Source organism: Pseudomonas sp. A014, assembly GCF_052378495.1.
GTDB lineage: Bacteria > Pseudomonadota > Gammaproteobacteria > Pseudomonadales > Pseudomonadaceae > Aquipseudomonas > Aquipseudomonas machongensis.
In genome coordinates this window covers 169,464-192,999 of record NZ_CP199001.1, presented here as the reverse complement: position 1 = coordinate 192,999, position 23,536 = coordinate 169,464, and the positions used below count along the sequence as shown (strand labels likewise).

The following is a 23,536-nucleotide window of genomic DNA, read 5'->3' as shown; positions in this document are numbered from 1 at the left end:
GGAGAGCAGACCATGCGCGTACTGATCTGTGCGGGACGCAACTACGCCGACACCCGGCGCTGCCGCCAGGCCCTGGACGATGTCCAGCGCCAGCGGCCGATCCGGGTGTTGATCCACGGCGGCAGCCAGTTCCTCGGCGGCGAGATCGAAAGCTGGGCACGCGAGCACGGCGCCGACCTCGTGCGCTACCCGCCCAACTGGCAGCTGCACGGCAAGCAGGCCGAACGCCTGCGCAACCTGTTCATGTTCACCGACAGCCGCCCCGAGCTGTTGCTCGCCCTGCCCGGGGGCGACGACACCGAGGAGCTGCTGGCCAGGGCTCGCGGCGCTGGTGTGCAGGTGATCTGCGGCAGGCAACCACGACAACCCGAGCGAGAGGAGCATTGCCATGACGCCTGAAAAGTCTGATGAGCGAGCCCGTTTCTCACTCACCCACGACCTGCCACCCGCCCAGGCCCGGGCGGCGCGGCGCAATGTGCTGTTTGTGATCGTGACCTTGGTGTTGAGTGGGGTGTTGGTGGTGTTGTTTGGGGTCGAGGCGCGGTTGTCTGGAGGTTGAGAAAGGCTGCACCTAACCGGCTAGCGTCCCGCATTTTTGCGCTTGCTCCGCCAACTGACTTAACATGGCACCCGACTACGGCGACAGCAGAAAATTTGTCGGCGGAGCTGCGTAGGCCTGGCATGCCAAGGTCATATGAAGGGAAATTGTAAGCATCTGGGTTGTTCTGCTTCGGTGCAGGAGACTCGCTTTCGAGGCCGTCCTTCCGCGTAGTCACTTGATATCCGAATCTTGGCCTCGGTCGCGTGATACGCGGTGACCGGGGCCAAGTACCTTCTGGCGCCTGCTTTCTCACTCACCGCTCAGCATCGCATTACCGGTGAATCTCATGCCTGTGCAACGCATGGCTTAATTTTGTGGCTGGCTTTGACCGTACGACAAGTCCGAACATGCTGCTAAAACCTTCGATTGCGCGCGACTAGGAAGTATCCTACGCGCTTTGCGGAAGCCTCTTAATTGTCGGGGAAATGCCTCAGGGATAACTTCGCTGGGTCGCCCACATTGGCGACTGGGTGTGAGAAGCCCACCTGACACGTTGGCTCCCAAGTCATGGCAGCCGTGCACGAGCAGACTTCGGTCTGGCCGTGTTTCTCCGTGTCCACGGTCTTCTCACCTCGTGCGCGGCTGCCACCCTCATATCTGTGAGAAGGATCGGGTGGCGGTCATCTAAACCGGCATGGAGTTTTCGTTATGAAAAAGCTCGTCCCCGACCCACCCCGCCTCAAGCTCATCAACAACCCCTACTTCTCCATCCACACCGACATGACCCCTCCCGACGCCCTGGCACACGCCAGCGAGCTGTTGCGCGGTGTCGCCGAAACCATCGACGAACACTGCCGCACCTATGCCGGTGTACCCGGCCTGCACATGCTGTCGAACGCCGCGCACTCCGCCGAAACGGCTCGCGCGCTGATCGAACATGCGCTGAACCGGATGTGACCCTGAGCCCGTCAAGGAGTGATGAACATGAGCGGTAACCAATCCGGCCGCACCACCGCAGGTGTTGCCACCTTTCTCGAGATGTTCCGCGTACAGCCCGGTGTCCCCTATGAGCGCGCCATCGAAGAAATCTCAGTGCTGGTGGGCTGTACACGTGATCTGAGCGATCAGTTCACAGGGGAGGCAAACCCTGCGGCGATTACCGCCCTGCACTACCTCAGCGCCCTGGCCAAGGCGTTGTTGAATGATCTTGAAGTCAGCCGCAACGCTGGCGACTGAGACCAGGCCAATCGCCTCGATGCCATCCGGCATCGAAGGCGCTAGTGAATGACCTCCCACTTCCATGAAAACCAACGCAAAAGTCCGGTCATTAAAGTATTCCTCCACCACGCCGTTAACTGCCTCAAATGGAGAAGTCGAGTTAACAAGGAGGTCAGCATGACCAGCATCAATGGCACAGGCATACCATCCGCACCCACCGCAAACGCTCAGGACAGTCGGGTAAAGTCGCTGGATGAGTCAGCCAAAGCCGGCGCCAAGTCGAACACAACTGCCGTACCGGCAGCGGTTAGCACCGACACCGCGAAGTTGTCTTCACTGGCGCAGATGCTCAGCGAAGCTGCAACACGTGCCGCCGAGCGCGACACCAGCAATGACCGCAAGAGCCTGGCGACCATCGCCGCGCGCGCGACCCAGCCGATTCACAGCCCCGTATTCGAACAGACCAAGACCGCTCGCGACGCCGAACTGCCGCAATCCAATGATCCGCAACGCTTGCAGCAAGCCCGGCAGGCGACTGCCTTTCTAGACGGCAAAGGCGCCAATCCTTTCAGCAGCCTGTCCCGCGAACAGTTGTCCCTGATCATCCATGATGAGAGCGGCGCCTTCACAGTCAATGAACGCAGGGCGGCCTTGACCGCTTCCGACGATCAGTATCAAGCCTGGGCGCGCGCCGTCTCTGCGCAATTGATGGACGACTACAACCGCAACGGCTATCTGTCACCAAAGACCCTCAAGGGCATCCTCGACTACTACAAAAGCCTGCCGCCGATCATGGAGGCTCAACTGCCAGACAGCTACGAACAAGACCTGAGCACATTGATTGCGCACGCCGAGAACTCGCAGTCACACAGTAAGGATCAACTGCAGTCATTGCTGGATCTGCTAATGGCACAGCGAATGTAGCGCTGTGAAGGATGGAGGGGGTGCAGTAAGCAGATAGAACAACCCACACCTCCAGGCGTATTTTTAAAGTCAACCCTTTCCACCAGAGCTTACTTCGACCGTGCATAACGTCTGGCCTGTTGTTTTTGCACTACCCCGCCTTCCCAGCCAGAATCTCCCGCTCCTTGGGCACCAACGCCGACTCGCTATAGAAATACAGCTTCCCATCCGGCGCCACAACACTCGCACCAAACGCCAAGGGGCCAAGCCACCACCTCTCGAAACCGAGCCTCAAGCCCTCGGCAAAACCCCGTCGTACTCTTTCCCCTGCATATCCGGCCACCGACACTATCCTTGCCCCTGCCGCAGGACGCGGCATCCCCAGTGACCAAGGAGTGTTCATGTCTCTCGCCCTCGTCCACAGCCGCGCCCAGGTCGGGGTGCTGGCGCCCGCTGTCAGCGTCGAAACCCACCTGGCCAACGGCCTGCCCAACCTCACCCTGGTCGGCCTGCCCGAGGCCACGGTCAAGGAAAGCAAGGACCGGGTACGCAGCGCCATCGTCAATTCCGGCCTCGAATACCCGGCCCGACGCATCACCCAGAGTCTCGCCCCCGCCGCCTGCCCAAGGATGGCGGGCGCTACGACCTGGCCATCGCCTTGGGCATCCTCGCCGCCAACGGCCAGGTGCCGGTGGCGACCTTGGTCGATTTCGAATGCCTGGGCGAGTTGGCGCTATCCGGGGCATTACGCCCGGTGCAGGGCGTGCTGCCAGCGGCGCTGGCGGCGCGGGAGGCCGGGCGGGCACTGGTGGTGCCGCGGGAGAATGCCGAGGAGGCGAGTTTGGCCAGCGGGCTGGTGGTGTATGCGGTCGGGCACCTGCAGGAGCTGGTAGCACACCTCAATGGCCAGGCACCGCTGCCAGCCTATGCCGCCAATGGCTTGATGCTACGCGCGCGCCCCTATCCGGACCTGAGCGAAGTACAGGGGCAGATCGCGGCCAAGCGCGCCCTGCTGGTCGCGGCGGCGGGGGCGCACAACCTGCTGTTCACCGGGCCACCCGGCACCGGCAAGACCTTGCTTGCCAGCCGCCTGCCGGGGTTGCTGCCACCGCTGGACGAGCACGAGGCGCTGGAGGTTGCGGCCATCCAGTCGGTCAGCGACAAGGCACCGATCGACTGCTGGCCACAGCGGCCGTTTCGCCATCCTCATCACAGCGCGTCGGGGCCGGCACTGGTTGGCGGCGGTAGTCGGCCGCAGCCGGGGGAAATCACCCTGGCCCATCATGGGGTGCTGTTTCTCGACGAACTGCCCGAGTTCGAACGGCGTGTGCTGGAGGTGCTGCGCGAACCGCTGGAGTCGGGCGAGATCGTGGTGTCACGAGCCAAGGACCGGGTGCGCTTTCCTGCGCGCTTTCAGCTGGTAGCGGCGATGAACCCCTGCCCCTGCGGCTACCTGGGCGACCCGGCAGCCCGCTGCCGGTGCAGCCCTGAGCAGATCCAGCGCTACCGCAACAAGCTCTCGGGCCCGCTGCTCGACCGCATCGACCTGCACCTGACCGTCGCACGCGAAAGCACCATCCTCAGCCACCAGCCCAGTGGCGAGACCAGCGCCAGCGTCGCCACCCAGGTCGCCCAGACCCGCGAGCGGCAACAGCGTCGCCAGGGTTGTGCCAACGCGTTTCTCGATATGCCAGGCCTGCGCAAACATTGCGACCTGAAAGCCGCCGACCAGTCATGGCTGGAGGGCGCGTGCGAGCGACTCAACCTTTCGTTGCGCGCCGCTCACCGTCTGCTCAAGGTTGCCCGCACCCTGGCCGACCTCGAACAAGCCGAGCGCATCGCCCGCCCCCATCTGGCTGAGGCCCTGCAATACCGCCCCGGCAGTTGACCCTACGTCCGCACAACCACCGATTACCCCTCTCAATCTTCTCTATAGTGGAAATATATTTTGCGCACTAAACATTTGCGCACAATATTCACCTCAAGCAGCAAGCAGTCGCTGACCCCTTACCGAACCCTTGGAGAACGATCATGACCACCCTTCGCAAAGCCTTCGCCATCGCCACCCTGACCCTCGGCACCACTGCAGGCGCCTTCGCCCAGTCCATCGAGGCCACGCCGTACCACTACGGCATGAACCTGGACATCGCCCAGGTCATCGCGGTCGATGCCCCGAACAGCACCCGCAGCCATGCCTCGGCCGCCACCCTCACCTACCGCGACAGCAGCGGCCAGGTGCAGAAGGTCAGCTACATCCACCCCACCACCGCCGCCAACCAGAACTGAACCCCACGGCCCGACACCAGAGGAGCTTGAACCATGAAACTGTCCCGCACCCTGACCACCGGCCTGCTGGCCCTCGCCGCCAACAGCGCCTTCGCCGCCGGTAGCCCCGGCGTCGAGCACACCACCCAGGGCTTCCTCGACGCCCTGGCCGCCGGTGGTGGCAAGCCGCTGGAAACCTTGGCGCCCAAAGACGCACGGGCCGTGCTCAGCGGTGCGCAGGCCAGCGTCAAGGTCGACCTCTCGGGTATCGAGGTCGAGCGTCGCAGCCTGCAGATCGACGGCAAGCCGCTGGACATCCGCGTGGTGCGCCCGCAAGGCGCGAAAGGTGAGCTGCCAGTGTTCATGTTCTTCCACGGCGGCGGCTGGGTGCTGGGCGACTACCCGACCCACGAGCGCCTGATCCATGATCTGGTGGTTGGCTCCGGCGCGGCGGCGGTCTATGTCGACTACACGCCATCGCCAGAAGCCAAGTTCCCCACCGCGATCAACCAGGCCTACGCCGCGACCCGCTGGGTAGCCGAGCACGGCAAGGAAATCGGTGTCGATGGCAGCCGACTGGCTGTGGCCGGCAACAGCGTCGGCGGCAACATGGCGGCGGTGGTGGCGATCAAGGCCAAGGAAGCGGGTACGCCCAAGCTGCGGTTCCAGGCGCTGTTGTGGCCGGTCACCGATGCCAACTTCAACAATGCGTCGTACAACCAGTTTGCCGAAGGGCACTTCTTGACCCGCAATATGATGCAGTGGTTCTGGGACAGCTACACCACCGACCCGCGCCAGCGTGGCGATATCCATGCTTCGCCGCTGCGGGCCAGCCTGGATCAACTCAAAGGCCTGCCACCAGCACTGGTGCAGACTGCCGAGATGGATGTGCTGCGTGACGAAGGCGAAGCCTACGCCCGCAAGCTCGATGCCGCCGGTGTGCCGGTGACTGCCGTGCGCTACAACGGCATGATCCATGACTTCGGATTGCTGAACGTGCTGGGGCAGGTGCCCGGAACTCGTAGCGCGATGAGTCAGGCGGCGCAGGCGCTGAAGGAACATCTGCAATAACGATAGTGGCCTCACGGGCCTCTTCGCGGGCAAGCCCGCTCCCACATTTGTAGGAGCGGGCTTGCCCGCGAAGAGGCGAGTAAGGGCTGCAAAGGCTCCAAATCCGGAACGCTGCTTCCCATCCCCCACGGTTGCCCCCTCCCCCCGCCGAGACGAAAATGCCTACCGTCCCCGGCGCCTGCTCACACAGCGCTTCATCCAAGCCTCCTGGAGTTCTACCCATGCCACATGAAGGCAGCATCCTGCAGACCGCAGTGATCTTCCTGCTTGCCGCCGTCGTCGCCGTGCCCCTTGCCAAGCGCCTGCAACTGGGTGCCGTCATCGGCTACCTGCTCGCCGGCGTGGCCATCGGACCACAAGCGTTGGGCCTGATCCGCGACACCGAGAGCGTGGCGCACATTTCTGAACTGGGCGTAGTCCTGCTGCTGTTCATCATCGGCCTCGAACTTTCCCCACGACGTCTGTGGCTGATGCGCAAGGCGGTGTTCGGCGTAGGCCTGGCACAAGTGGTGCTGACCGGCGCGATCATCGGTGCCATCGCCCTGTTCGGCTTTGCCCAATCCCTGCCAGCAGCCGTGGTGCTCGGCCTGGGCCTGGCGTTGTCATCCACCGCGCTGGGCCTGCAGAGCCTGGCCGAAGGCAAGCAACTGAACGCCCCCCATGGGCGCCTGGCCTTTGCCATCCTGTTGTTCCAGGACATCGCGGCAATCCCGCTGATCGCGCTGGTGCCCTTGCTGGCGGCCAGCGGCCCGGACACCAGCCACGGCGACAGCATCGAACATGGCCTGCGGGTGTTCGGCAGCATCGCCATCGTCATCGTCGGCGGGCGCTACCTGCTGCGCCCGCTGTTCCGCATCGTCGCCCGTACCGGCCTGCCGGAGGTGTCCACGGCCACCGCGCTGCTGGTGGTGATCGGCACCGCCTGGCTGATGGAGGAAGCCGGCATTTCCATGGCACTGGGCGCGTTCCTCGCGGGCCTGCTGCTGGCCGACTCGGAATACCGGCACGAGCTGGAGTCGCAGATCGAGCCATTCAAGGGCCTGCTGCTGGGGCTGTTCTTCATCAGCGTTGGCATGGGCGCCAACCTTGGCCTGCTGCTGGAGGCACCCGCGCTGTTGCTGGGCCTGACCTTGCTGCTGGTAGCGGTGAAGCTGCCGTTGCTGATGCTGGTCGGCCGTGCGGTGGGCGGCCTGAGCAACCTGAGCGCGCTGCGCCTGGGGCTGGTGCTGGCGGCGGGCGGTGAGTTCGCTTTCGTGGTGTTCAAGCTGGGCAAGGACCAGAACCTGTTCGACACCTACACCTACGATCTGCTGCTGATGACCATCACCCTGTCGATGGCCCTGACGCCGATGTTGCTGCTGGCCAGCTCGCGCCTGATCAAGCGCCCGGCGCCAGCCCGCGAAGTGCCAGAGCAATACCGCACGATCCAGGCCGACGCCCCGCGCGTGGTGATCATCGGCATGGGCCGCATGGGGCAGATCGTGGCGCGTATCCTGCGGGCCCAGAAAGTCTCCTTCATCGCCCTGGACACCTCGGTCGATGCCATCGAGATGACCCGCACCTTCGAACAGGCCCCGGTGTTCTACGGCGACCCGATGCGCCCCGAGGTGCTGCATGCGGCCAAGGTCGGCGAGGCCGAGTACTTCGTCATCACCACCGACGATCCGGAAGCGACCATCCGCATCGCCGAGCGGGTCAAGCATGAGTATCCGCACCTGAAGGTGATCGCCCGGGCGCGTAACCGCCAGCACGTGCACAAGTTGCTCGACGTCGGCGCCGAGCCGATTCGCGAGACCTTCTACTCGAGCCTGGAGATGACCCGCCTGACCCTGATCGGCCTTGGCCTGAGCGAGGCCCAGGCGGCAGACCGCATTCAGCGCTTCACCGAGCATGACCAGCAGGTGCTGGAAGCACAGGGGCGGGTTCGCGATGACCGGGCGAAGGTGATGCAGACGGCCAAGGAGGCCAGGGTGGAGCTGGAGCGGTTGTTCGAATCGGATAGCGACTGAGCTGTATGCCGCAGGGGCCTCCATGCCGCCCCTGCGGCGACACGGCACCTGCTCGACGCCGTGCCAGGAAGGGTCAAAATCAGCTTAGGCTCAAGCAAATCCCAGCCGCACGATAGGCGGGTGCTCACGATGAGCAGCCTGCCATAGATCATACGCCGCCTGCTCTGCCAGATATTGGCGGGCACTGCCCAGACCAGCCAATTCAAGCCGGTACGCAAGATCGGCGGAGATAGCTGCGCGCCCGTTCAACACAGTGGACAGTTGACCTCGGGAATAACCGAGATGACGAGCAAGCGCAGAGACACTCAGGCCAATCGCCGACAGGACATCCTCGCGCAACGCTTCACCCGGATGGGGGGGGTTATGCATGGGCATGACAGTGCCTCCTAGTGATAGTCCAGATAGTCCACAAGCTCTGCATCAGTGCCGACAAAGCGAAACACCAACCCCTCTACACAGACTGCACAATTCTGGAGGGAAGGCGTTCCGGAGGGGAGTTTCAGCTTTCCGCCTAAGGCGTGAGAGCCTTCCGATCCACTGGCGTGATCTGATACCTGCGAAAACCCACCACACAAACAGCAAAAAGGGCGACTGTCTCCAGTCGCCCTCAATCCCGCAGTTGCGCAGGCCCGGCCTCAGCCGGTCACTTCGCCAGAAACGCCAGCAAGTCGTCGTTCAATTGCTGCGCGTGGGTCACGGCAAAGCCGTGTGGTGCACCCTGATACACCTTCAACTGCGCCCCCTCGATCATCTCGGCGGCTTTCTTGCCGGTGGTCTCGAACGGCACGATCTGGTCGTCATCGCCGTGGATCACCAGTGTCGGTACATCGATCCTGGCCATGTCCGGGCGGAAATCCGTTTCGGAGAACGCCGTCACGCAGTCGATGGTGCCTTTGAGCGAGGCCAGCAGGGCAATGTTCAGGGTCTGGGCCTGCACGCCCAGAGAGACTTCCTGCCCATGGTTGATGCCATAGAACGGCGCGGCGAAGTCGGAAATGAACTGCGCACGGTCGGCACGCAGGCCGTCGCGAATACCGTCGAATACCGACTTGTCGACACCCTCGGGGTTGTCGGCGGTCTTGATGAACAGGGGCGTCACCGCACCCAGCAGCACCAGCCCGGCCACGCGCTCGCTACCCTGCTTGGCGATGTAGCGGGTGACATCGCCACCGCCCATGGAGAAGCCGACCAGGGTGACGTCACGCAGGTCCAGGTGCTCGATCAACTGGGCGATGTCATCAGCAAAGGTGTCGTAGTCGTAACCGTTCCACGGCTGGCTGGAACGCCCGAAGCCGCGGCGGTCGAAGGCGATAGTGCGATAGCCGCGGCTGGCCAGGAACTCCATCTGGCCATCCCACATGTCGGCGTCCAGCGGCCAGCCGTGGCTGAACAGCACGGGCTTGCCGCTGCCCCAGTCCTTGTAATAGATCGCGGTGCCATCGCGGGTAACTAGTGTGCTCATGTCGGAATCTCCTGAAAGTCGGGTAGGTCTGGATCTTGAGTGCGGGGCGCGAGGAACATTCCATCGCGCGGCTGGCCGGTCGGTCACGAGGCGTAACGACCGGCCTTTGGCTGGGTCACTTGCCTGCGGTGAGGGCGTTGTAGCTGGTGATCAGGTTGCGGTAGTCGGGGATGTGGTTGGAGCACAGCGCGGCCAGGCCTTCGACGTCGTTGCGCCAGTCACGGTGCAGCTCGCAGGCCACGCCGAACCAGGTCATCAGTTGCGCACCGGCAGCTTCCATCCGGCGCCAGGCGGCATCGCGGGTCATCTCGTTGAAGGTGCCGGAGGCATCGGCCACCACGAACACTTCGAAGTCCTCGGCCAGGGCCGACAGTGCCGGGAAGGCCACGCACACTTCAGTCACGACACCGGCGATGATCAGCTGCTTCTTGCCGGTGGCCTTCACCGCCTTGACGAAATCTTCGTTGTCCCAGGCATTGATCTGGCCAGGGCGGGCGATGTAGGGCGCGTCCGGGAACAGCGCCTTGAGCTCTGGCACCAGCGGGCCGTTGGGGCCTTGCTCGAAGCTGGTGGTGAGGATGGTCGGCAGGTTGAAGAACTTGGCCAGGTCGGCCAGCGCCAGCACGTTGTTCTTGAACTTGTCCGGCTCGATGTCGCGAACCAGCGACAGCAGGCCTGCCTGGTGGTCGACCAGCAGTACGGCGGCGTCGTCTTTGTTCAGGCGGTTGTAGGTGAATTGGCTCATGGTCTGTACTCCCAATGTGTCTTCGATGTGCGGTAAGTGGGGTGTTGCGCGTTGATGAGTACAGATTAAAAACATCACCTTTGATGCGGTAGACTGCAAAAATTGTCTGTAGCGTTCTGTTTGGAGAACGATCTTGGAAGACCTGAATTCCCTCTATTTCTTCACCCAGGTCGTCGAGCATGGCGGCTTTGCCCCGGCGGGCCGGGCGCTGGACATGCCCAAGTCGAAACTCAGTCGGCGCATCGCCGACCTGGAAGACCGTCTTGGCGTTCGCCTGCTGCACCGTACCAGCCGCCACTGTTCGCTGACCGAGATCGGCCAGGCCTACTACAACCGTTGCCTGGCCATGCGTGTGGAAGCCGAGGGCGCGGCAGAGATCATCGAGCGCAACCGCAGCGAACCACGTGGTCTGGTGCGAATCAGTTGCCCCACCACCCTGCTCAACTCCTGGGTCGGGCCGATGCTCACCCGCTACATGCTCAAGTACCCGCAGGTGGAGCTGTTCATCGAGAGCACCAACCGTCGCGTCGACCTGTTGCATGAAGGCTTCGATGTGGCGCTACGGGTGCGCTTCCCGCCGCTGGAGAACACCGACATGGTGATGAAGGTGCTGAGCAACAGCACCCAATGCCTGGTGGGCCATCCATCGTTTCTCGCCCAGCTGCCCGAAGGTTTCGAACCGCAGGTACTGAGCTCGCTGCCGAGCCTGCACTGGGGCGCGGCGCAGCAGAAGTATCAATGGGAGTTGTTCCAGGGGGAGGACATGGCGCGCAAGCTGGTGATCGCGCACACACCGCGCATGGTCACCGATGATCTGTTCGCGCTGCGGCACTTCGTGGTGGCGGGGGTGGGCATCGCGCACTTGCCGCGGGTGGCGGTGCGCGAGGACCTGGCCCAGGGGCGCTTGGTGGAGATGTTGCCGGCGTGGCAGCCGCGCTGCGGGATCGTCCATGCGATCTTTCCGTCGCGGCGCGGGCTGCTGCCTTCGGTACGCTCGCTGATCGACCATCTGGCCGAGGAGTTTGCGGTCAGTGATATGGCTTGAGCTTCAGAACGCGAAGCAGGAACAGCCCAGCGCTCCCCAGAAGCCCTGATAGTCGCTCACCGGCACGCTGGAATGGCGTGCCTTCTCATGGCTGTGCGCATGCACCCCGCACGGCCCGACGCACTGGTGTACAGCCGCCGCCAGCGGCGCACCGGCACGCCAGTGGCCCGGCACCTTGGCCACCGGCGACCACTCAGGCACCACCGGAATCTGCGCCGGGCCGAGCTTGTCGAACTCCGCCGCGCCGTACACCACCTTGCCATCCACCACCGTCAGCACCGACTCGATGCTCTTGATCGCCTCTTCCTCGACGCTGAAGAAGTCCAGCGACAGCGCCGCCAGGTCAGCCAACTGCCCGACCTTGATCTGCCCCTTCTTGCCCTGCTCGCTGGAGAACCAGGCGCTGCCATGGGTGAACAGCTCGAGCGCCGTGGCGCGACTCAGGCCTTCCGGATACAGCTCCAGGCCGCCAACGGTCTTGCCGCTGACCATCCAGTACAGCGACGTCCACGGGTTGTAGCTCGACACTCGGGTGGCATCGGTGCCGGCACCGACCGGCACACCCTCGGCGAGCATGCGCTGGATCGGCGGGGTCTTCTCGGCGGCCTTGGCGCCGTAGCGGTCGACGAAATACTCACCCTGGAAGGCCATGCGGTCCTGGATGGCAATCCCGCCATTCAACGCCCGCACCCGCTCGATGTTCTTCGGCGAGATGGTTTCGGCGTGGTCGAAGAACCACGGCAGGTTGTTGAACGGGATGTCGCGGTTGACCTTCTCGAACACATCGAGCATGCGCGAGATGGACTCGTCGTAGGTGGCATGCAGGCGGAACGGCCAGCGCTGCTCGACCAGGTGACGGATCACCGGCTCCAGCTCTTCTTCCATGGTCTGCGGCAGGTCCGGACGCGGCTCGAGGAAGTCCTCGAAGTCGGCAGCGGAGAACACCAGCATCTCGCCAGCGCCGTTGTGGCGCAGGAAGTCGGTGCCGCTGTGAACTTTCACGCTGGAGGTCCACTTCTTGAAGTCGTCCAGCTCTTCCTTGGGTTTCTGGGTGAACAGGTTGTAGGCGATGCGCACGGTCAGCTGGTCGTTGTCGGCCAGTTGCTGGATCACCGAATAGTCGTCCGGGAAGTTCTGGTAGCCGCCACCTGCGTCGATGGCGCTGGTCAGGCCGAGGCGGTTGAGCTCACGCATGAACTGACGGGTCGAGTTGACCTGGTACTCCAACGGCAACTTCGGCCCCTTGGCCAGGGTGGCGTAGAGGATGGTCGCGTTGGGACGGGCGATGAGCATGCCGGTCGGGTTGCCGAACTTGTCGCGCTGGATTTCGCCACCGGGCGGGTTGGGTGTGTCCTTGGTGTAGCCGACAGCACGCAACGCCGCGCGGTTGAGCAGCGCCCGATCGTACAGGTGAAGGATGAACACCGGCGTGTCAGGCGCAGCCTGGTTGATTTCTTCGAGGGTAGGCATGCGTTTTTCGGCGAACTGGAATTCGTTCCAGCCACCCACCACTCGCACCCATTGCGGCGTTGGTGTGCGCAGGGCCTGCTCCTTGAGCATGCGCAGGGCATCGGCCAGCGATGGCACGCCTTCCCAGCGCAGTTCAAGGTTGTAGTTAAGGCCGCCGCGGATCAGGTGCAGGTGCGAGTCGTTCAGACCCGGGATCACCGCGCGCTGCTTCAGGTCGATGATCTGCGTGCTGTTGCCCTTGTGGGCCATGGCCTCGGCATCGCTGCCCACGGCGACGAAGCGCCCGTCCTTGATGGCCACGGCAGTGGCGGTCGGTTTTTCACGGTCGACGGTGTGCAGCTTGCCGTTGAACAGAATGAGGTCGGCGGTCATGGGATCTCCTGAAATGTCGGCATGGGCGGAATCGGTGAAGGGCAGTGCGGACCAGAGCGCGCCGGCCGCACCGAGCAGGGTGCTGTTGGCGAGGAAACGGCGGCGGCTCTTGTCGGTGGGGTCCTGGTTCATGGTGCTCTCCGTCCGGTGGTGGTGATCGGGCGATTGAACGCTAGCAGTGGATCGTCAGGCGTGCGCTCAACGGCGCAGCCATCCGGCGCAGCGGCGCGTCACCCACGGCATGATGAAGAACACCACCGGGAGGATGACGCACAGGTTGACCAGCAAGTTGCTCGCCAACGGCCCGCCCAGCGGCGGCACCTTTGCGAACAGCGGCGCCAGCAACAGGGGCACCAGCAAGGTCATCGGGCAGATAACCAGATAAGTCAGCACCGCCTGCTTCCAGCGCGCAGGCTGTGTAGCTGCCGTGCTGGATGGGGTGAACCAGAACTCCGGGTCATCGTGGATACGGGTCTGGTCACCCTCCTCCAGCAGCGGCAGCACTTCGGCGACCAGGCGCTGGCGCTCCGGTGAATCGACCCAGGCACGCAGTTGTCCTGCATCGGCAAAACGCACCACGGTGGTGAACTGACCACCATTGTCGTCCGGGCGGATCACGTTCACGTCCAGATGACCCGGTTGGCGGCGGGCAACCCCGACGGTATGACGCAACCAGGTCTCGTAGTGCGCCAGGGCATCGGCCCGGACCTTGTGCTGGATCACCAGGGTGACCACGCTGCTGTTGTTCATTGCTGAATACCTGAGCAAAAGTTGACCAGGCGCCGCAGAGGGCGCCTGGCGGGGCGGCTCACTTGCCCGCGGTGAGGGCGTTGTAGCTGGTGATCAGGTTGCGGTAGTCGGGGATGTGGTTGGAGCACAGCGCGGCCAGGCCTTCGACGTCGTTGCGCCAGTCACGGTGCAGCTCGCAGGCCACGCCGAACCAGGTCATCAGTTGCGCACCGGCAGCTTCCATCCGGCGCCAGGCGGCATCGCGGGTCATCTCGTTGAAGGTGCCGGAGGCATCGGCCACCACGAACACTTCGAAGTCCTCGGCCAGGGCCGACAGTGCCGGGAAGGCCACGCACACTTCAGTCACGACACCGGCGATGATCAGCTGCTTCTTGCCGGTGGCCTTCACCGCCTTGACGAAATCTTCGTTGTCCCAGGCATTGATCTGGCCAGGGCGGGCGATGTAGGGCGCGTCCGGGAACAGCGCCTTGAGCTCTGGCACCAGCGGGCCGTTGGGGCCTTGCTCGAAGCTGGTGGTGAGGATGGTCGGCAGGTTGAAGAACTTGGCCAGGTCGGCCAGCGCCAGCACGTTGTTCTTGAACTTGTCCGGCTCGATGTCGCGAACCAGCGACAGCAGGCCTGCCTGGTGGTCGACCAGCAGTACGGCGGCGTCGTCTTTGTTCAGGCGGTTGTAGGTGAATTGGCTCATGGTCGTGCTCCTTCGGATGGGTTGGGTTGTTGTCTCGACTGCATGGGCACAGATTAAAAACATTGCATTTCTTGCGGTAGATAGTGAAAAACAGCCTTAGCGTTCCTTTTTTGGAACGATCAAATCGGTGCAGTCCTGTTCGCGGGCAAACCCTCTCCCACAGATGCCCCATTGCCTGGGCAACCAACCTGCTCTTTACTACCCCTCAGCCCTCCCCTAGCCCCCCGAGACCACCATGCTGGCCTTCATCCAGTCTTATCCCCTGCTGCTGGGTATCTGCCTGATCTTCCTCGACCTGCTGCTCTGGCAACTGATCCCGCTGGAGCGTCGCGCCTGGCGTATCGTCACGCGCCTGGGCATCTTCGTCATCTTCAGCGCGGTTCTGCTGGCTGCCGGCATGAGCCCGCTGCAACCGCCGCCATGGGCGGACGATGTCGCGCGCAACCTGATCGCCACGGTGCTGACCATCGGCTGGTGGCTGTTCGGCGCGCGCACGGTGACGGTGGTGTTCGGCCTGCTGATGATCGCCCGCGGCAGTCACGGCGGACGCCTGCTGCAGGATGTCGTGGGGGCGCTGATCTTTCTCGCCGCGGCCGTGGCAGCGGCAGCCTATGTCCTGCAACTGCCGGTCAAGGGGTTGCTGGCGACCTCCGGGGTGATGGCCATCGTCATCGGCCTGGCGCTGCAGAGCACCCTGGCCGACGTGTTCTCCGGCATCGTGCTCAACACCACGCGGCCCTACCAGATCGGTGACTCGATCTCGATCGACGGCACCGAGGGCAAGGTGGTGGATATCGACTGGCGCGCCACGCGGCTGATCACCGGCACCGGCAGCCTGGCGGTGATTCCCAACTCGGTGGCAGCCAAGGCGCGCCTGCTCAACCACAGCCGGCCTGCCGACCGCCACGGAGTTTCGATCAGTGTGGTGGTACCCGCCAGAATCCGCCCCAAGCGGGTGTTCGATGCGCTGGAAAAAGCCCTGCAAGGCACCAGCGCACTGCTCCCGTCACCCGCAGCGAAGGTGTCGGTGAAAGCCTCGACACTGGAATCGGTGGAATACGAGGCCAGCGGCTTTATCGCCGACGCGGCGCACAAGACCGAAGTACGCAACCAGCTGTTCGACCTCGCCCACCGCCATCTCGAGGCCAGCGGCGTGATGTGGAACCTCGACCTCGCCGTGACCCCACGCAGCCGACAGCGTGAGCTGCTCGACGAAGTGCGGGTGTTCCGTTCGCTGAGCAGCGAGGAGCGCGATGCCCTCAGCCAGCGCATGATGGCGGTGGAGTATCTGGCCGACCAGGTGATCCTGGATGTCGGCGAACAGTCCGATCACCTGCTGGTGATCGGCAGCGGCGTGGTCCAGGCATCGATCCGCAATGGCGACAAGCAGGTGGAGGCCGGGCGCATGGGGCCGGGGGAAGTGCTGGGGATCGAGGGCATCATGGACGAGGACAGCTCGTTCGCCGAGTTCCGCACCCTGACTGGCTGCCTGCTGTACCGGATCGACAAGGAGCAGGTGCGCAGTTGCCTGGCAGAGCGCGGCGAAGTGGTACAGGCGTTGAACAAACTGCAGCGCTTCAGGCTGCAGAGCCGGGAGTCACTGCTGCTGCAGAAACCGGCAGCGGTGAAGAAGGGTGGCTTCCTGAGCTGGCTGCACAAATAAGCGGGCCCTCTCGCGGACTTATCCGCGAAAGGGCCAGCGCAATCACAACACCACGCGCAAGCACTGCCCAGCGTGATACAGCGAGAAGCCCGACTCGTAGAAGGCCGTGCGCAACGAAGGCGCACTCACCGGTTTCATCGGCGAGAACGGGATCGGCAGGTGGTCGGGATCATCCTTGAGCAGAAACTCCGCAAGGGCCCGGCCAATCACCGTGCCCGTGGTATTGCCACGACCGTTGTAGCCCGTCACCGCCACCACCCCCGACGCCGGCTCGAACAGGCGCATCAGGTGGTCGGGGGTGAAGTCGATGCAACCGGTCCAGTGCACCTCCCACTCGACCTTGCCCAGCTCGGGGAAGTAATGGCTCTGGATTCGATCGGCCCAACTGCGCACGAACCACGCCGGCTTGTTGTCGACCCGGCCCAGGCTGCCGAGCAGCAGGCGACCTTGATCATCGCGGCGGATGCTGCTGAGTACGGTGCGGGTATCCCACGAGCCCTGGCCATGGGGCAGGATCCTGTCGGCCGCCGCCCCCTGCAGTGGCTTGGAGGCGACCTGGTAGTAGTAGCCGCGGAAGAAGTGCTTCTGCAAATGGCTCCAGTCGCCCTCGGTGTAGGCGCCCGTGGAAATCACCACCTTGTCCGCGCGCACGCTGCCACGGTCGGTGGCGACTCGCCAGCCGTCGCCATCACGTGTCAGGCCTTCGACCGGCGATTGCTGGAACAGCTTACCCCCCAGACGCTGCACCGCGGCGGCCAGACCCTGGGTGTAGCCCATGGGGTTGATGGTGCCAGCGCGGCGGTCGAGCAGCGCGGCGGAAATCTTGTCGGTACCGCAGTATTCCTGGCACTCGGCCCCCCGCAGCAGTTCCACGTCGGCACCACGGCGGCGCCATTGCTCGTGGCGTGCTTCGAGGTCGGCGAGGCCCGTGGCGTTGTGCGCCATGTGCAGGTTGCCTTTGTGCTGAGCCTGGCAGTCGATGCCCAGGCGTTCGATCATGGCGAAGACTTCACCGGGCGCCTCGCCAAGCACCTTGTTCAAGCGCCCGCCCTGCTCCAGCCCCAGGGTCGCCTCGACATCGTCGGGACGGATCCAGGTCCCGGCGTTGACCAGCCCGACATTGCGCCCGGAACCGCCATGCCCAACCTTCCACGCCTCCAGCAGGACGACCGACTTGCCTTGTTCGAGCAGGTGGATCGCCGCCGACAGACCGGTGATTCCTGCGCCGATCACGCAGACATCGGCCTTGTATTCACCGGCCAGGGCCTGTGAAGCAACGGTCGGTTGGGTGATCGATTCCCACAGACATTCTTGACGCAGTTCGGACATGGCCCGGCTCCAGCAATATTGTTCTTGTTGCAGTTGGGGCGGCATGCTGCCCAATCGCGGAACAAGCCCGCTCCTACAGGGATCCCCATCGCCTGCGCGATCCCTGTAGGAGCGGCGGTTCGGCGCCCCGACTTGTCCCGCGAACCGGGGGCCAAGGCCCCCGGCCATTACATCAGTCGAACACGATACCCTGCGCCAGCGGCAGCTCGCGCGAGTAGTTCACGGTATTGGTCTGACGGCGCATGTAGCCCTTCCACGCATCCGAACCGGACTCACGGCCACCACCCGTCTCTTTCTCACCACCGAAGGCGCCGCCGATTTCCGCGCCACTGGTGCCGATGTTGACGTTGGCGATACCGCAATCACTGCCCGAGGCGCTCTGGAAGCGCTCGGCCTCGCGGATGTCGGTGGTGAAGATGCACGACGACAGGCCCTGTGGCACTTCGTTGTTCAGGCGCAGCGCCTCTTCGAAATCATCGTAGGCCAGCACGTAGAGAATCGGCGCGAAGGTTTCGTGGCGCACCACCTCGCTCTGCGCCGGCATCTCGGCGATGGCAGGCGATACGTAATAGGCGTTGGGGTACTGGTCGGCCAATTGGCGCTCGCCACCGAAGACCTGCCCACCCTCGTCGCGTGCCTTGGCCAGCGCGCCCTGCATGGCGTCGAACGACAGCTTGTCGATCAGTGGACCGACCAGGTTGTCCTTGCGCGGGTCGCCGATGCGCACCTTGCCGTAGGCGGCTTTGACGCGGGCGACCACTTCGTCCTTGATCGAACGGTGGACGATCAGGCGTCGCAGCGTGGTGCAGCGTTGACCAGCAGTACCCACGGCCGAGAACAGGATGCCGCGCACGGCCAGGTCGAGGTCGGCGCTCGGGGCAAGGATCATGGCGTTGTTACCGCCCAGTTCGAGGATGCTGCGGCCGAAGCGCGCCGCAACCCGTGGGCCTACTTCACGGCCCATGCGGGTGCTGCCGGTGGCGCTGACCAGCGGTACACGCGGATCATCGACCAAGGCTTCACCGGCTTCACGCCCGCCGATCACCAGTTGGCTGAGGCCCTGCGGCGCCTCACCAAAGGCTTTCAGCGCCTTCTCGAACAGCGCCTGGCAGGCCAGTGCGGTCAGCGGGGTCTTTTCCGAAGGTTTCCACACCACCGAGTTGCCGGCTACCAGCGCCAGCGTGGTGTTCCATGCCCATACCGCAACCGGGAAGTTGAAGGCGCTGATCACCCCAACCACGCCCAGCGGGTGCCAGGATTCACGCATGTGGTGGCCCGGACGTTCGGAGGCGATGGTCAGGCCGTAGAGCTGACGCGACAGGCCGACGGCGAAGTCGCAGATGTCGATCATCTCCTGCACTTCGCCCAGGCCTTCCTGGGTGATCTTGCCGGCTTCGATGGACACCAGCTCGCCAAGGTCAGCCTTGTGCGCACGCAGCACTTCACCAAACAGACGTACCAGCTCGCCGCGACGCGGGGCCGGTACGTTGCGCCAGGCTTCGAAGGCTGTTTGCGCCTGGTCGATGCGGGCGATGGTCTCGGCCTTGCCGAGCAATTTCACCGAGGCGATCTGGCTGCCGTCGATCGGCGTGTGAACAGGGTAGTCGCCCTGGGTGTGATCCGCGGCGGCGACGCCGAGGCGCTCGAGCAATGCAGCAACCATTGTGCTTCTCCTACATCGGGTGAAGGGTTGAAAAGGTGATGGGGATCAGTATTAATCCGATTACATTGCTGCAACAAACGACCTTTATTCCTCTTATCATTCCCCTGCGGAATGGTATCGCTGCCGTAGAGAGTGCCATGTCCAAACGCCTGGTTCCGTCGATGACGGCCTTGCAGTGCTTCGAGGCTGCCGCCCGCCACCTGAACTTCACCCGCGCCGCCGAAGAGCTGCACCTGACCCAGAGCGCAGTCAGCAAGCAGGTGGCACAGCTCGAAGAGATGCTGCGTCACCACCTGTTCCTGCGCATCCGCCGGCGCCTGCAGCTCACGCCGGCGGGCTCGCTGTACCTGGCCGAGGTCAACAAGATCCTCACCCAGGTGGACATGTCCAGCCGCTATGTCCTCACCTATGGCGAACAGACCGAAGTATTGAAAGTAGCCACTCAACCGAGTTTTGGCGTGCGCTGGTTGATTCCTCGGCTCAAGGGCTTTGGCAAACGCCACCCGAACATCCACCTGGACATCCGCAACGAAATGGAGCCCTTCGCCCTGCTGCAGGGCTCGGCCGACGTGGTGTTCTTCTTCGGTCAGGGCACCTGGCCGGGTGCGACCTGCGTGGAACTGTTCGGCGAAGAAGTGGTGCCGGTATGCGCCCCGGAGCTACTGGCCGGACAAGTGCTGGACAGCCCCGGCGCGCTGGCCGGGCAGGTGCTGCTGCAAAGCACTTCGCGGCCGGAGGCCTGGCATGAATGGTTCCTGGAACAGGGGCTGCACACCGACAACAGCTACCATGGTCCGCGCTTCGATACCTTCTACATGGCCCTCAGTGCCGCGCAGTCCGGCTGCGGCGTGGCCCTGGTGCCGCGCTACCTGGCGGCCAAGGAGCTGGCCGAGGGCAGCCTGGTGGTGGCCTGGAACCATTCGATGCCGAGCAACGGCAAGCACTACCTGGCGTTCGCCGAACATGCCGCGGAGGTGCCCAAGGTGCGGGCGTTGGTGGAGTGGATTCGGGCGCAGTTGCCAGGGTGATGTGCTGGCGCGGCGGGCCCAATCGCGGGACAAGTCGCAGCGGCGAACCGCCGCTCCCACAGGCACCCCGCTGGTCTCAGAGTCGGCGGGGGCCTGTGGGAGCGGCGGTTCGCCGCTGCGACTTGCCCCGCGATTGGGCCGGCAAATTCAATAGCAAAAGGAATGACCCTCACACTTTTTTTCGCTTGTGGACAAAGTCCATTCCCCGCTTTCATGTAAGGGTATCTACTGACCTTCAGGAAGCTAGCGATGCCCGCCCACGATTTCGTCAGCCCCGACAGCATCCGCGCGCAGTTCTCTGCCGCCATGTCGCTCATGTACAAACAGGAAGTGCCGCTATACGGCACGCTGCTGGCGCTGGTGAGCGAAATCAACCAGCAGGTCATGGCCCAGCAGCCTGAAGTCGCCCAGGCCCTGCGCTGGACCGGTGAAGTCGAACGCCTGGATCAGGAGCGCCATGGCGCGATCCGCGTCGGCACCGCCGAAGAGCTGGCGACCATCGCCCGCCTGTTCGCCGTCATGGGCATGGAGCCGGTTGGCTACTACGACCTGAGCTCGGCCGGCGTCCCGGTGCACTCCACCGCCTTTCGCGCGGTGCACGAACAGGCGCTGCACATCAGCCCGTTCCGCGTGTTCACCTCGCTGTTGCGCCTGGAGCTGATCGATAACCCGCCCCTGCGCGCATTGGCCCAGGACATCCTGGCCAAACGCCAGATCTTCACCCCGCGCGTGCTCGAACTGATCGCCCAACGCGAACGCGACGGCGGCCTGAACGCAGCCGATGCCGAAACCTTCGTACAGGAGGCGTTGCACACTTTCCGCTGGCACCAGCAAGCCACGGTCACCGCCGAACAGTACCAGCAACTGCACGATCAGCACCGCCTGATCGCCGATGTGGTGGCCTTCAAGGGCCCGCATATCAATCACCTGACCCCGCGCACGCTGGACATCGATGCAATCCAGGTCGGCATGCCGGCCAAGGGCATCCCGCCCAAGGCCGTGGTCGAAGGCCCGCCCACTCGGCGTCACCCGATACTGCTGCGTCAGACCAGCTTCAAGGCGTTGCAGGAAATGGTCGCGTTCAGCGATGCCCAGGGCAGCCACACCGCGCGCTTCGGCGAGATCGAGCAACGCGGGGCGGCGCTGACGCCGAAAGGCCGGGCGCTCTACGACCGCCTGCTCGACGCGACCCGGGCCGCCCTCAACGGCGTACCGGCCGAAACCAATGCCGAGCACTACAAGACGCTGCTGGCGCAACACTTTGCCGAATTCCCGGATGATCTGACGCAGATGCGCGAGCAGGGGCTGGCGTACTTCCGTTACTTCGCCACCGAAAAAGGCCTGGCCGAACGAGGTCGCCAGGATCGACCGTCCACGCTGCAAGGCCTGATCGACGCTGGGCATGTGCATTTCGAGGCGCTGGTGTACGAGGATTTCCTGCCGGTCAGTGCCGCAGGGATCTTCCAGTCGAATCTGGGCGACGATGCCCAGGCCGACTATGGCAGCAATGCCAACCGCGACGCCTTCGAGGCAGCGCTGGGACTCAAGGTGCAGGACGAACTTGCGCTGTACGCCCAGAGCGAACGACGTTCGCTGCAAGCCTGTGCACAGGCCTTGGGCGTTACGCTGGAATAGGGCTGCCAGGCAGCCCCTGTGTGCGGCCTCGGCCGCACGCCATCACTCGCCGATGGCAGCCTTGTAGCCTGCCGCGTCCAGCAGTTTGTCCAGCTCGGCCTTGTCGCTTGGCTTGAGCTTGAAGATCCACGATTCGTAGGGCTCTTCATTGAGCAGCTCAGGGCTGTCGGCCAGCTCCTCGTTGACGGCGATGACTTCGCCGCCGACCGGGGCGTAGATGTCGGATGCGGCCTTGACCGACTCGACCACCCCCGCAGCGTCGCCCGCGGCGAACACCTTGCCGACTTCGGCCAGTTCGACGAACACCACATCACCCAGAGCTTCCTGGGCGTGATCGCTGATACCCACGGTCACGGTGCCGTCGGCTTCCAGGCGCGCCCATTCATGACTTTCAGCAAAACGCAGGTCGGCGGGGATATTGCTCATGTGTCGTATTCCTCGGTTGGCTCAGCGGTCTACCGCCGGTAATTGAGTGTTCAGATCAGGGTCTTGCCGTGGCGCACGAAGGTCGGTTTGACCACCCGCACCGGATACCACTTGCCACGAATCTCTACTTCGGCGCGGTCGCCAGTGGCGATGGGTACGCGCGCCAAGGCAATGGACTTGCTTAGCGTAGGGGAGAAACTACCACTGGTGATCTCTCCTTCGCCAATACCGGCAACACGAACTGTCTGGTGGGCACGCAGAACACCCCGCTCCTCCAGTACCAGGCCGACCAGTTTGTCCTGCACACCACGCTCGATTTCCGCCAGCAGGCCGCTGCGGCCGATGAAATCGCGTTCAGCAGGCTCCCAGGCAACGCTCCAACCCAGGTTGGAGGTCAGCGGTGTGTGGGCTTCGTCGATATCCTGGCCGTACAGGTTCATGCCGGCCTCCAGGCGCAGCGTGTCACGAGCACCGAGGCCGCTGGGGGCGATGCCGGCGCCGACCAGGTCGTAGAAGAAGCTTGCGGCCTGATCGCCCGGCAGGATGATTTCCAGCCCATCTTCGCCGGTGTAGCCGGTGCGGGCGACGAACCAGTCGCCTTCGGCGACGCCCTCGAACGGGCGCAGCTCGCGAATCAGCGCCGCACGCGCAACACTGAGCAACGCGGCGACCTTCTCACGGGCGTGGGGCCCCTGGATGGCGAGGATCGCAAGCTCGGGGCGAGCCTCGATGCCTACGGTAAAGCCTTCGCTCTGGGCCTCAAGCCAGGCCAGTACCTTGTCGCGGGTGGCAGCATTGGCCACCAGTCGATAGCCGTCTTCGGTGCGGTAGGCGATCAGGTCGTCGATGACCCTGCCCTGCTCATTGAGCAACGGGCTGTAGAGGGCTTTGCCGGGGCTTTGGAGGCGGGCCACGTCGTTGGCCAGCAGGCGCCGTAGCCAGGGGGTGGCGTCGGCACCGTCGATGTCGATGACTGTCATGTGGGAAACGTCGAAGACGCCGCAATCACTGCGGACCTGATGATGTTCTTCGACCTGAGAGCCGTAATGCAGGGGCATGTCCCAACCGCCGAAATCGACCGTCTTGGCGCCAAGCGCCAGATGCAGGTCGTACAGGGGCGTGCGCTGTCCCATGGGTTTCTCCTTCCGGGCGTGGCGAAGCAGAGGCGGTCGGTGCTGTTGAATCACCACCTGATCTTGTAGGACCCACCTCTACGAATGCCGCGCATTGTAGCCGCAAGGGCGGGGACTGGC

22 protein-coding genes and 1 pseudogene are annotated in these 23,536 nt (G+C 63.9%); 13 read left to right on the top strand and 10 right to left on the bottom strand.

From position 1 onward, the window contains the following. Nucleotides 1–12 precede the first annotated feature (12 nt). The 9 genes and pseudogenes from ACTYOL_RS00945 to ACTYOL_RS00905 all read left to right on the top strand — a co-directional run bounded on the left by ACTYOL_RS00945 (nucleotide 13) and on the right by ACTYOL_RS00905 (nucleotide 8,007). The gene (locus ACTYOL_RS00945) at nucleotides 13–399 is read left to right on the top strand and encodes a DUF2493 domain-containing protein (RefSeq protein ID WP_063542109.1); all 387 of its coding nucleotides are present in this window, start codon (nucleotides 13–15) and stop codon (nucleotides 397–399) included. Next, the gene (locus ACTYOL_RS00940) at nucleotides 389–559 is read left to right on the top strand and encodes a hypothetical protein (RefSeq protein ID WP_444757424.1); all 171 of its coding nucleotides are present in this window, start codon (nucleotides 389–391) and stop codon (nucleotides 557–559) included. The genes ACTYOL_RS00945 and ACTYOL_RS00940 overlap by 11 nt, the downstream gene beginning before the upstream one ends. A 690-nt stretch (nucleotides 560–1,249) precedes the next feature. Further along, complete coding sequence (locus ACTYOL_RS00935) at nucleotides 1,250–1,498, top strand: hypothetical protein (protein ID WP_054893665.1); 249 nt, start codon at nucleotides 1,250–1,252, stop codon at nucleotides 1,496–1,498. A 27-nt stretch (nucleotides 1,499–1,525) separates the two neighbouring features. Then, nucleotides 1,526–1,777, top strand: a complete 252-nt coding sequence (locus tag ACTYOL_RS00930) for a DUF3077 domain-containing protein (RefSeq protein WP_153772506.1) — start codon at nucleotides 1,526–1,528, stop codon at nucleotides 1,775–1,777. Nucleotides 1,778–1,825: 48 nt separating this feature from the next. After that, nucleotides 1,826–2,683, top strand: a complete 858-nt coding sequence (locus tag ACTYOL_RS00925; protein ID WP_444757423.1) for a hypothetical protein — start codon at nucleotides 1,826–1,828, stop codon at nucleotides 2,681–2,683. Between the two features lie 380 nt (nucleotides 2,684–3,063). After that, nucleotides 3,064–4,550: pseudogene (locus ACTYOL_RS00920) on the top strand (YifB family Mg chelatase-like AAA ATPase). A gap of 143 nt (nucleotides 4,551–4,693) precedes the next feature. After that, entirely contained in the window at nucleotides 4,694–4,948 is a 255-nt protein-coding gene (locus ACTYOL_RS00915) for a DUF2790 domain-containing protein (protein WP_065861739.1), read from the top strand. A gap of 33 nt (nucleotides 4,949–4,981) precedes the next feature. Beyond that, on the top strand, nucleotides 4,982–5,998 hold the full coding sequence (locus ACTYOL_RS00910) for an alpha/beta hydrolase (RefSeq protein WP_444757422.1): 1,017 nt from the start codon (nucleotides 4,982–4,984) through the stop codon (nucleotides 5,996–5,998). 221 nt (nucleotides 5,999–6,219) lie between these two features. Then, nucleotides 6,220–8,007: a monovalent cation:proton antiporter-2 (CPA2) family protein gene (locus ACTYOL_RS00905; RefSeq protein ID WP_444757421.1), complete on the top strand. Its 1,788-nt coding sequence runs from the start codon at nucleotides 6,220–6,222 to the stop codon at nucleotides 8,005–8,007. 90 nt (nucleotides 8,008–8,097) lie between these two features. Here ACTYOL_RS00905 and ACTYOL_RS00900 read toward each other — a convergent pair whose 3' ends face one another. The 3 genes from ACTYOL_RS00900 to ycaC (ACTYOL_RS00890) form a co-directional block, all read right to left on the bottom strand. Then, the gene (locus ACTYOL_RS00900) at nucleotides 8,098–8,382 is read right to left on the bottom strand and encodes a HigA family addiction module antitoxin (RefSeq protein ID WP_444757420.1); all 285 of its coding nucleotides are present in this window, start codon (nucleotides 8,380–8,382) and stop codon (nucleotides 8,098–8,100) included. Nucleotides 8,383–8,650: 268 nt separating this feature from the next. Beyond that, nucleotides 8,651–9,469 (bottom strand): alpha/beta fold hydrolase, encoded by an 819-nt coding sequence (locus ACTYOL_RS00895; protein WP_444757419.1) that lies wholly within the window; start codon nucleotides 9,467–9,469, stop codon nucleotides 8,651–8,653. Nucleotides 9,470–9,584: 115 nt separating this feature from the next. Further along, nucleotides 9,585–10,214, bottom strand: a complete 630-nt coding sequence (ycaC, locus tag ACTYOL_RS00890) for an isochorismate family cysteine hydrolase YcaC (protein ID WP_054893711.1) — start codon at nucleotides 10,212–10,214, stop codon at nucleotides 9,585–9,587. A gap of 133 nt (nucleotides 10,215–10,347) precedes the next feature. Here ycaC (ACTYOL_RS00890) and ACTYOL_RS00885 point away from each other — a divergent pair, with 133 nt between their 5' ends. Further along, complete coding sequence (locus tag ACTYOL_RS00885) at nucleotides 10,348–11,259, top strand: LysR substrate-binding domain-containing protein (RefSeq protein WP_444757418.1); 912 nt, start codon at nucleotides 10,348–10,350, stop codon at nucleotides 11,257–11,259. Nucleotides 11,260–11,262: 3 nt separating this feature from the next. Here the strand turns inward: ACTYOL_RS00885 and ACTYOL_RS00880 are convergent, their stop codons facing one another. The 3 genes from ACTYOL_RS00880 to ycaC (ACTYOL_RS00870) form a co-directional block, all read right to left on the bottom strand. Beyond that, nucleotides 11,263–13,101 carry an amidohydrolase gene (locus ACTYOL_RS00880; RefSeq protein WP_444758124.1) on the bottom strand — a complete coding sequence of 613 codons (1,839 nt, stop codon included), beginning with the start codon at nucleotides 13,099–13,101 and terminating at the stop codon, nucleotides 11,263–11,265. A 198-nt stretch (nucleotides 13,102–13,299) separates the two neighbouring features. Continuing rightward, nucleotides 13,300–13,851 carry an antibiotic biosynthesis monooxygenase gene (locus ACTYOL_RS00875; RefSeq protein ID WP_054925746.1) on the bottom strand — a complete coding sequence of 184 codons (552 nt, stop codon included), beginning with the start codon at nucleotides 13,849–13,851 and terminating at the stop codon, nucleotides 13,300–13,302. A gap of 58 nt (nucleotides 13,852–13,909) precedes the next feature. Next, nucleotides 13,910–14,539, bottom strand: a complete 630-nt coding sequence (gene ycaC, locus ACTYOL_RS00870; protein ID WP_054893711.1) for an isochorismate family cysteine hydrolase YcaC — start codon at nucleotides 14,537–14,539, stop codon at nucleotides 13,910–13,912. A gap of 235 nt (nucleotides 14,540–14,774) precedes the next feature. On the opposite strand from ycaC (ACTYOL_RS00870), the gene ACTYOL_RS00865 reads away from it, so the two are divergent. Beyond that, a complete protein-coding gene (locus ACTYOL_RS00865; protein ID WP_444757417.1) occupies nucleotides 14,775–16,202 on the top strand; it encodes a mechanosensitive ion channel domain-containing protein in 1,428 nt (475 codons plus the stop codon). 42 nt (nucleotides 16,203–16,244) lie between these two features. On the opposite strand, the gene amaA is transcribed toward ACTYOL_RS00865, so the two are convergent. Then, nucleotides 16,245–17,531: an L-pipecolate oxidase gene (gene amaA, locus ACTYOL_RS00860; protein ID WP_444757416.1), complete on the bottom strand. Its 1,287-nt coding sequence runs from the start codon at nucleotides 17,529–17,531 to the stop codon at nucleotides 16,245–16,247. A 172-nt stretch (nucleotides 17,532–17,703) separates the two neighbouring features. Then, nucleotides 17,704–19,194, bottom strand: coding sequence for an L-piperidine-6-carboxylate dehydrogenase (amaB, locus tag ACTYOL_RS00855; RefSeq protein WP_054893714.1), 1,491 nt, complete (start codon nucleotides 19,192–19,194; stop codon nucleotides 17,704–17,706). A gap of 137 nt (nucleotides 19,195–19,331) precedes the next feature. On the opposite strand from amaB, the gene ACTYOL_RS00850 reads away from it, so the two are divergent. Further along, a complete protein-coding gene (locus tag ACTYOL_RS00850; RefSeq protein ID WP_153775023.1) occupies nucleotides 19,332–20,222 on the top strand; it encodes a LysR substrate-binding domain-containing protein in 891 nt (296 codons plus the stop codon). Between the two features lie 249 nt (nucleotides 20,223–20,471). After that, nucleotides 20,472–21,857 carry a 2-oxoadipate dioxygenase/decarboxylase HglS gene (gene hglS, locus ACTYOL_RS00845; protein WP_444757415.1) on the top strand — a complete coding sequence of 462 codons (1,386 nt, stop codon included), beginning with the start codon at nucleotides 20,472–20,474 and terminating at the stop codon, nucleotides 21,855–21,857. Between the two features lie 42 nt (nucleotides 21,858–21,899). Here the strand turns inward: hglS and gcvH are convergent, their stop codons facing one another. Both gcvH and gcvT read right to left on the bottom strand, forming a co-directional pair. After that, nucleotides 21,900–22,283, bottom strand: coding sequence for a glycine cleavage system protein GcvH (gene gcvH, locus ACTYOL_RS00840; RefSeq protein WP_054894075.1), 384 nt, complete (start codon nucleotides 22,281–22,283; stop codon nucleotides 21,900–21,902). 50 nt (nucleotides 22,284–22,333) lie between these two features. Further along, nucleotides 22,334–23,416, bottom strand: coding sequence for a glycine cleavage system aminomethyltransferase GcvT (gene gcvT, locus ACTYOL_RS00835; protein ID WP_200603866.1), 1,083 nt, complete (start codon nucleotides 23,414–23,416; stop codon nucleotides 22,334–22,336). Nucleotides 23,417–23,536: the final 120 nt, after the last annotated feature.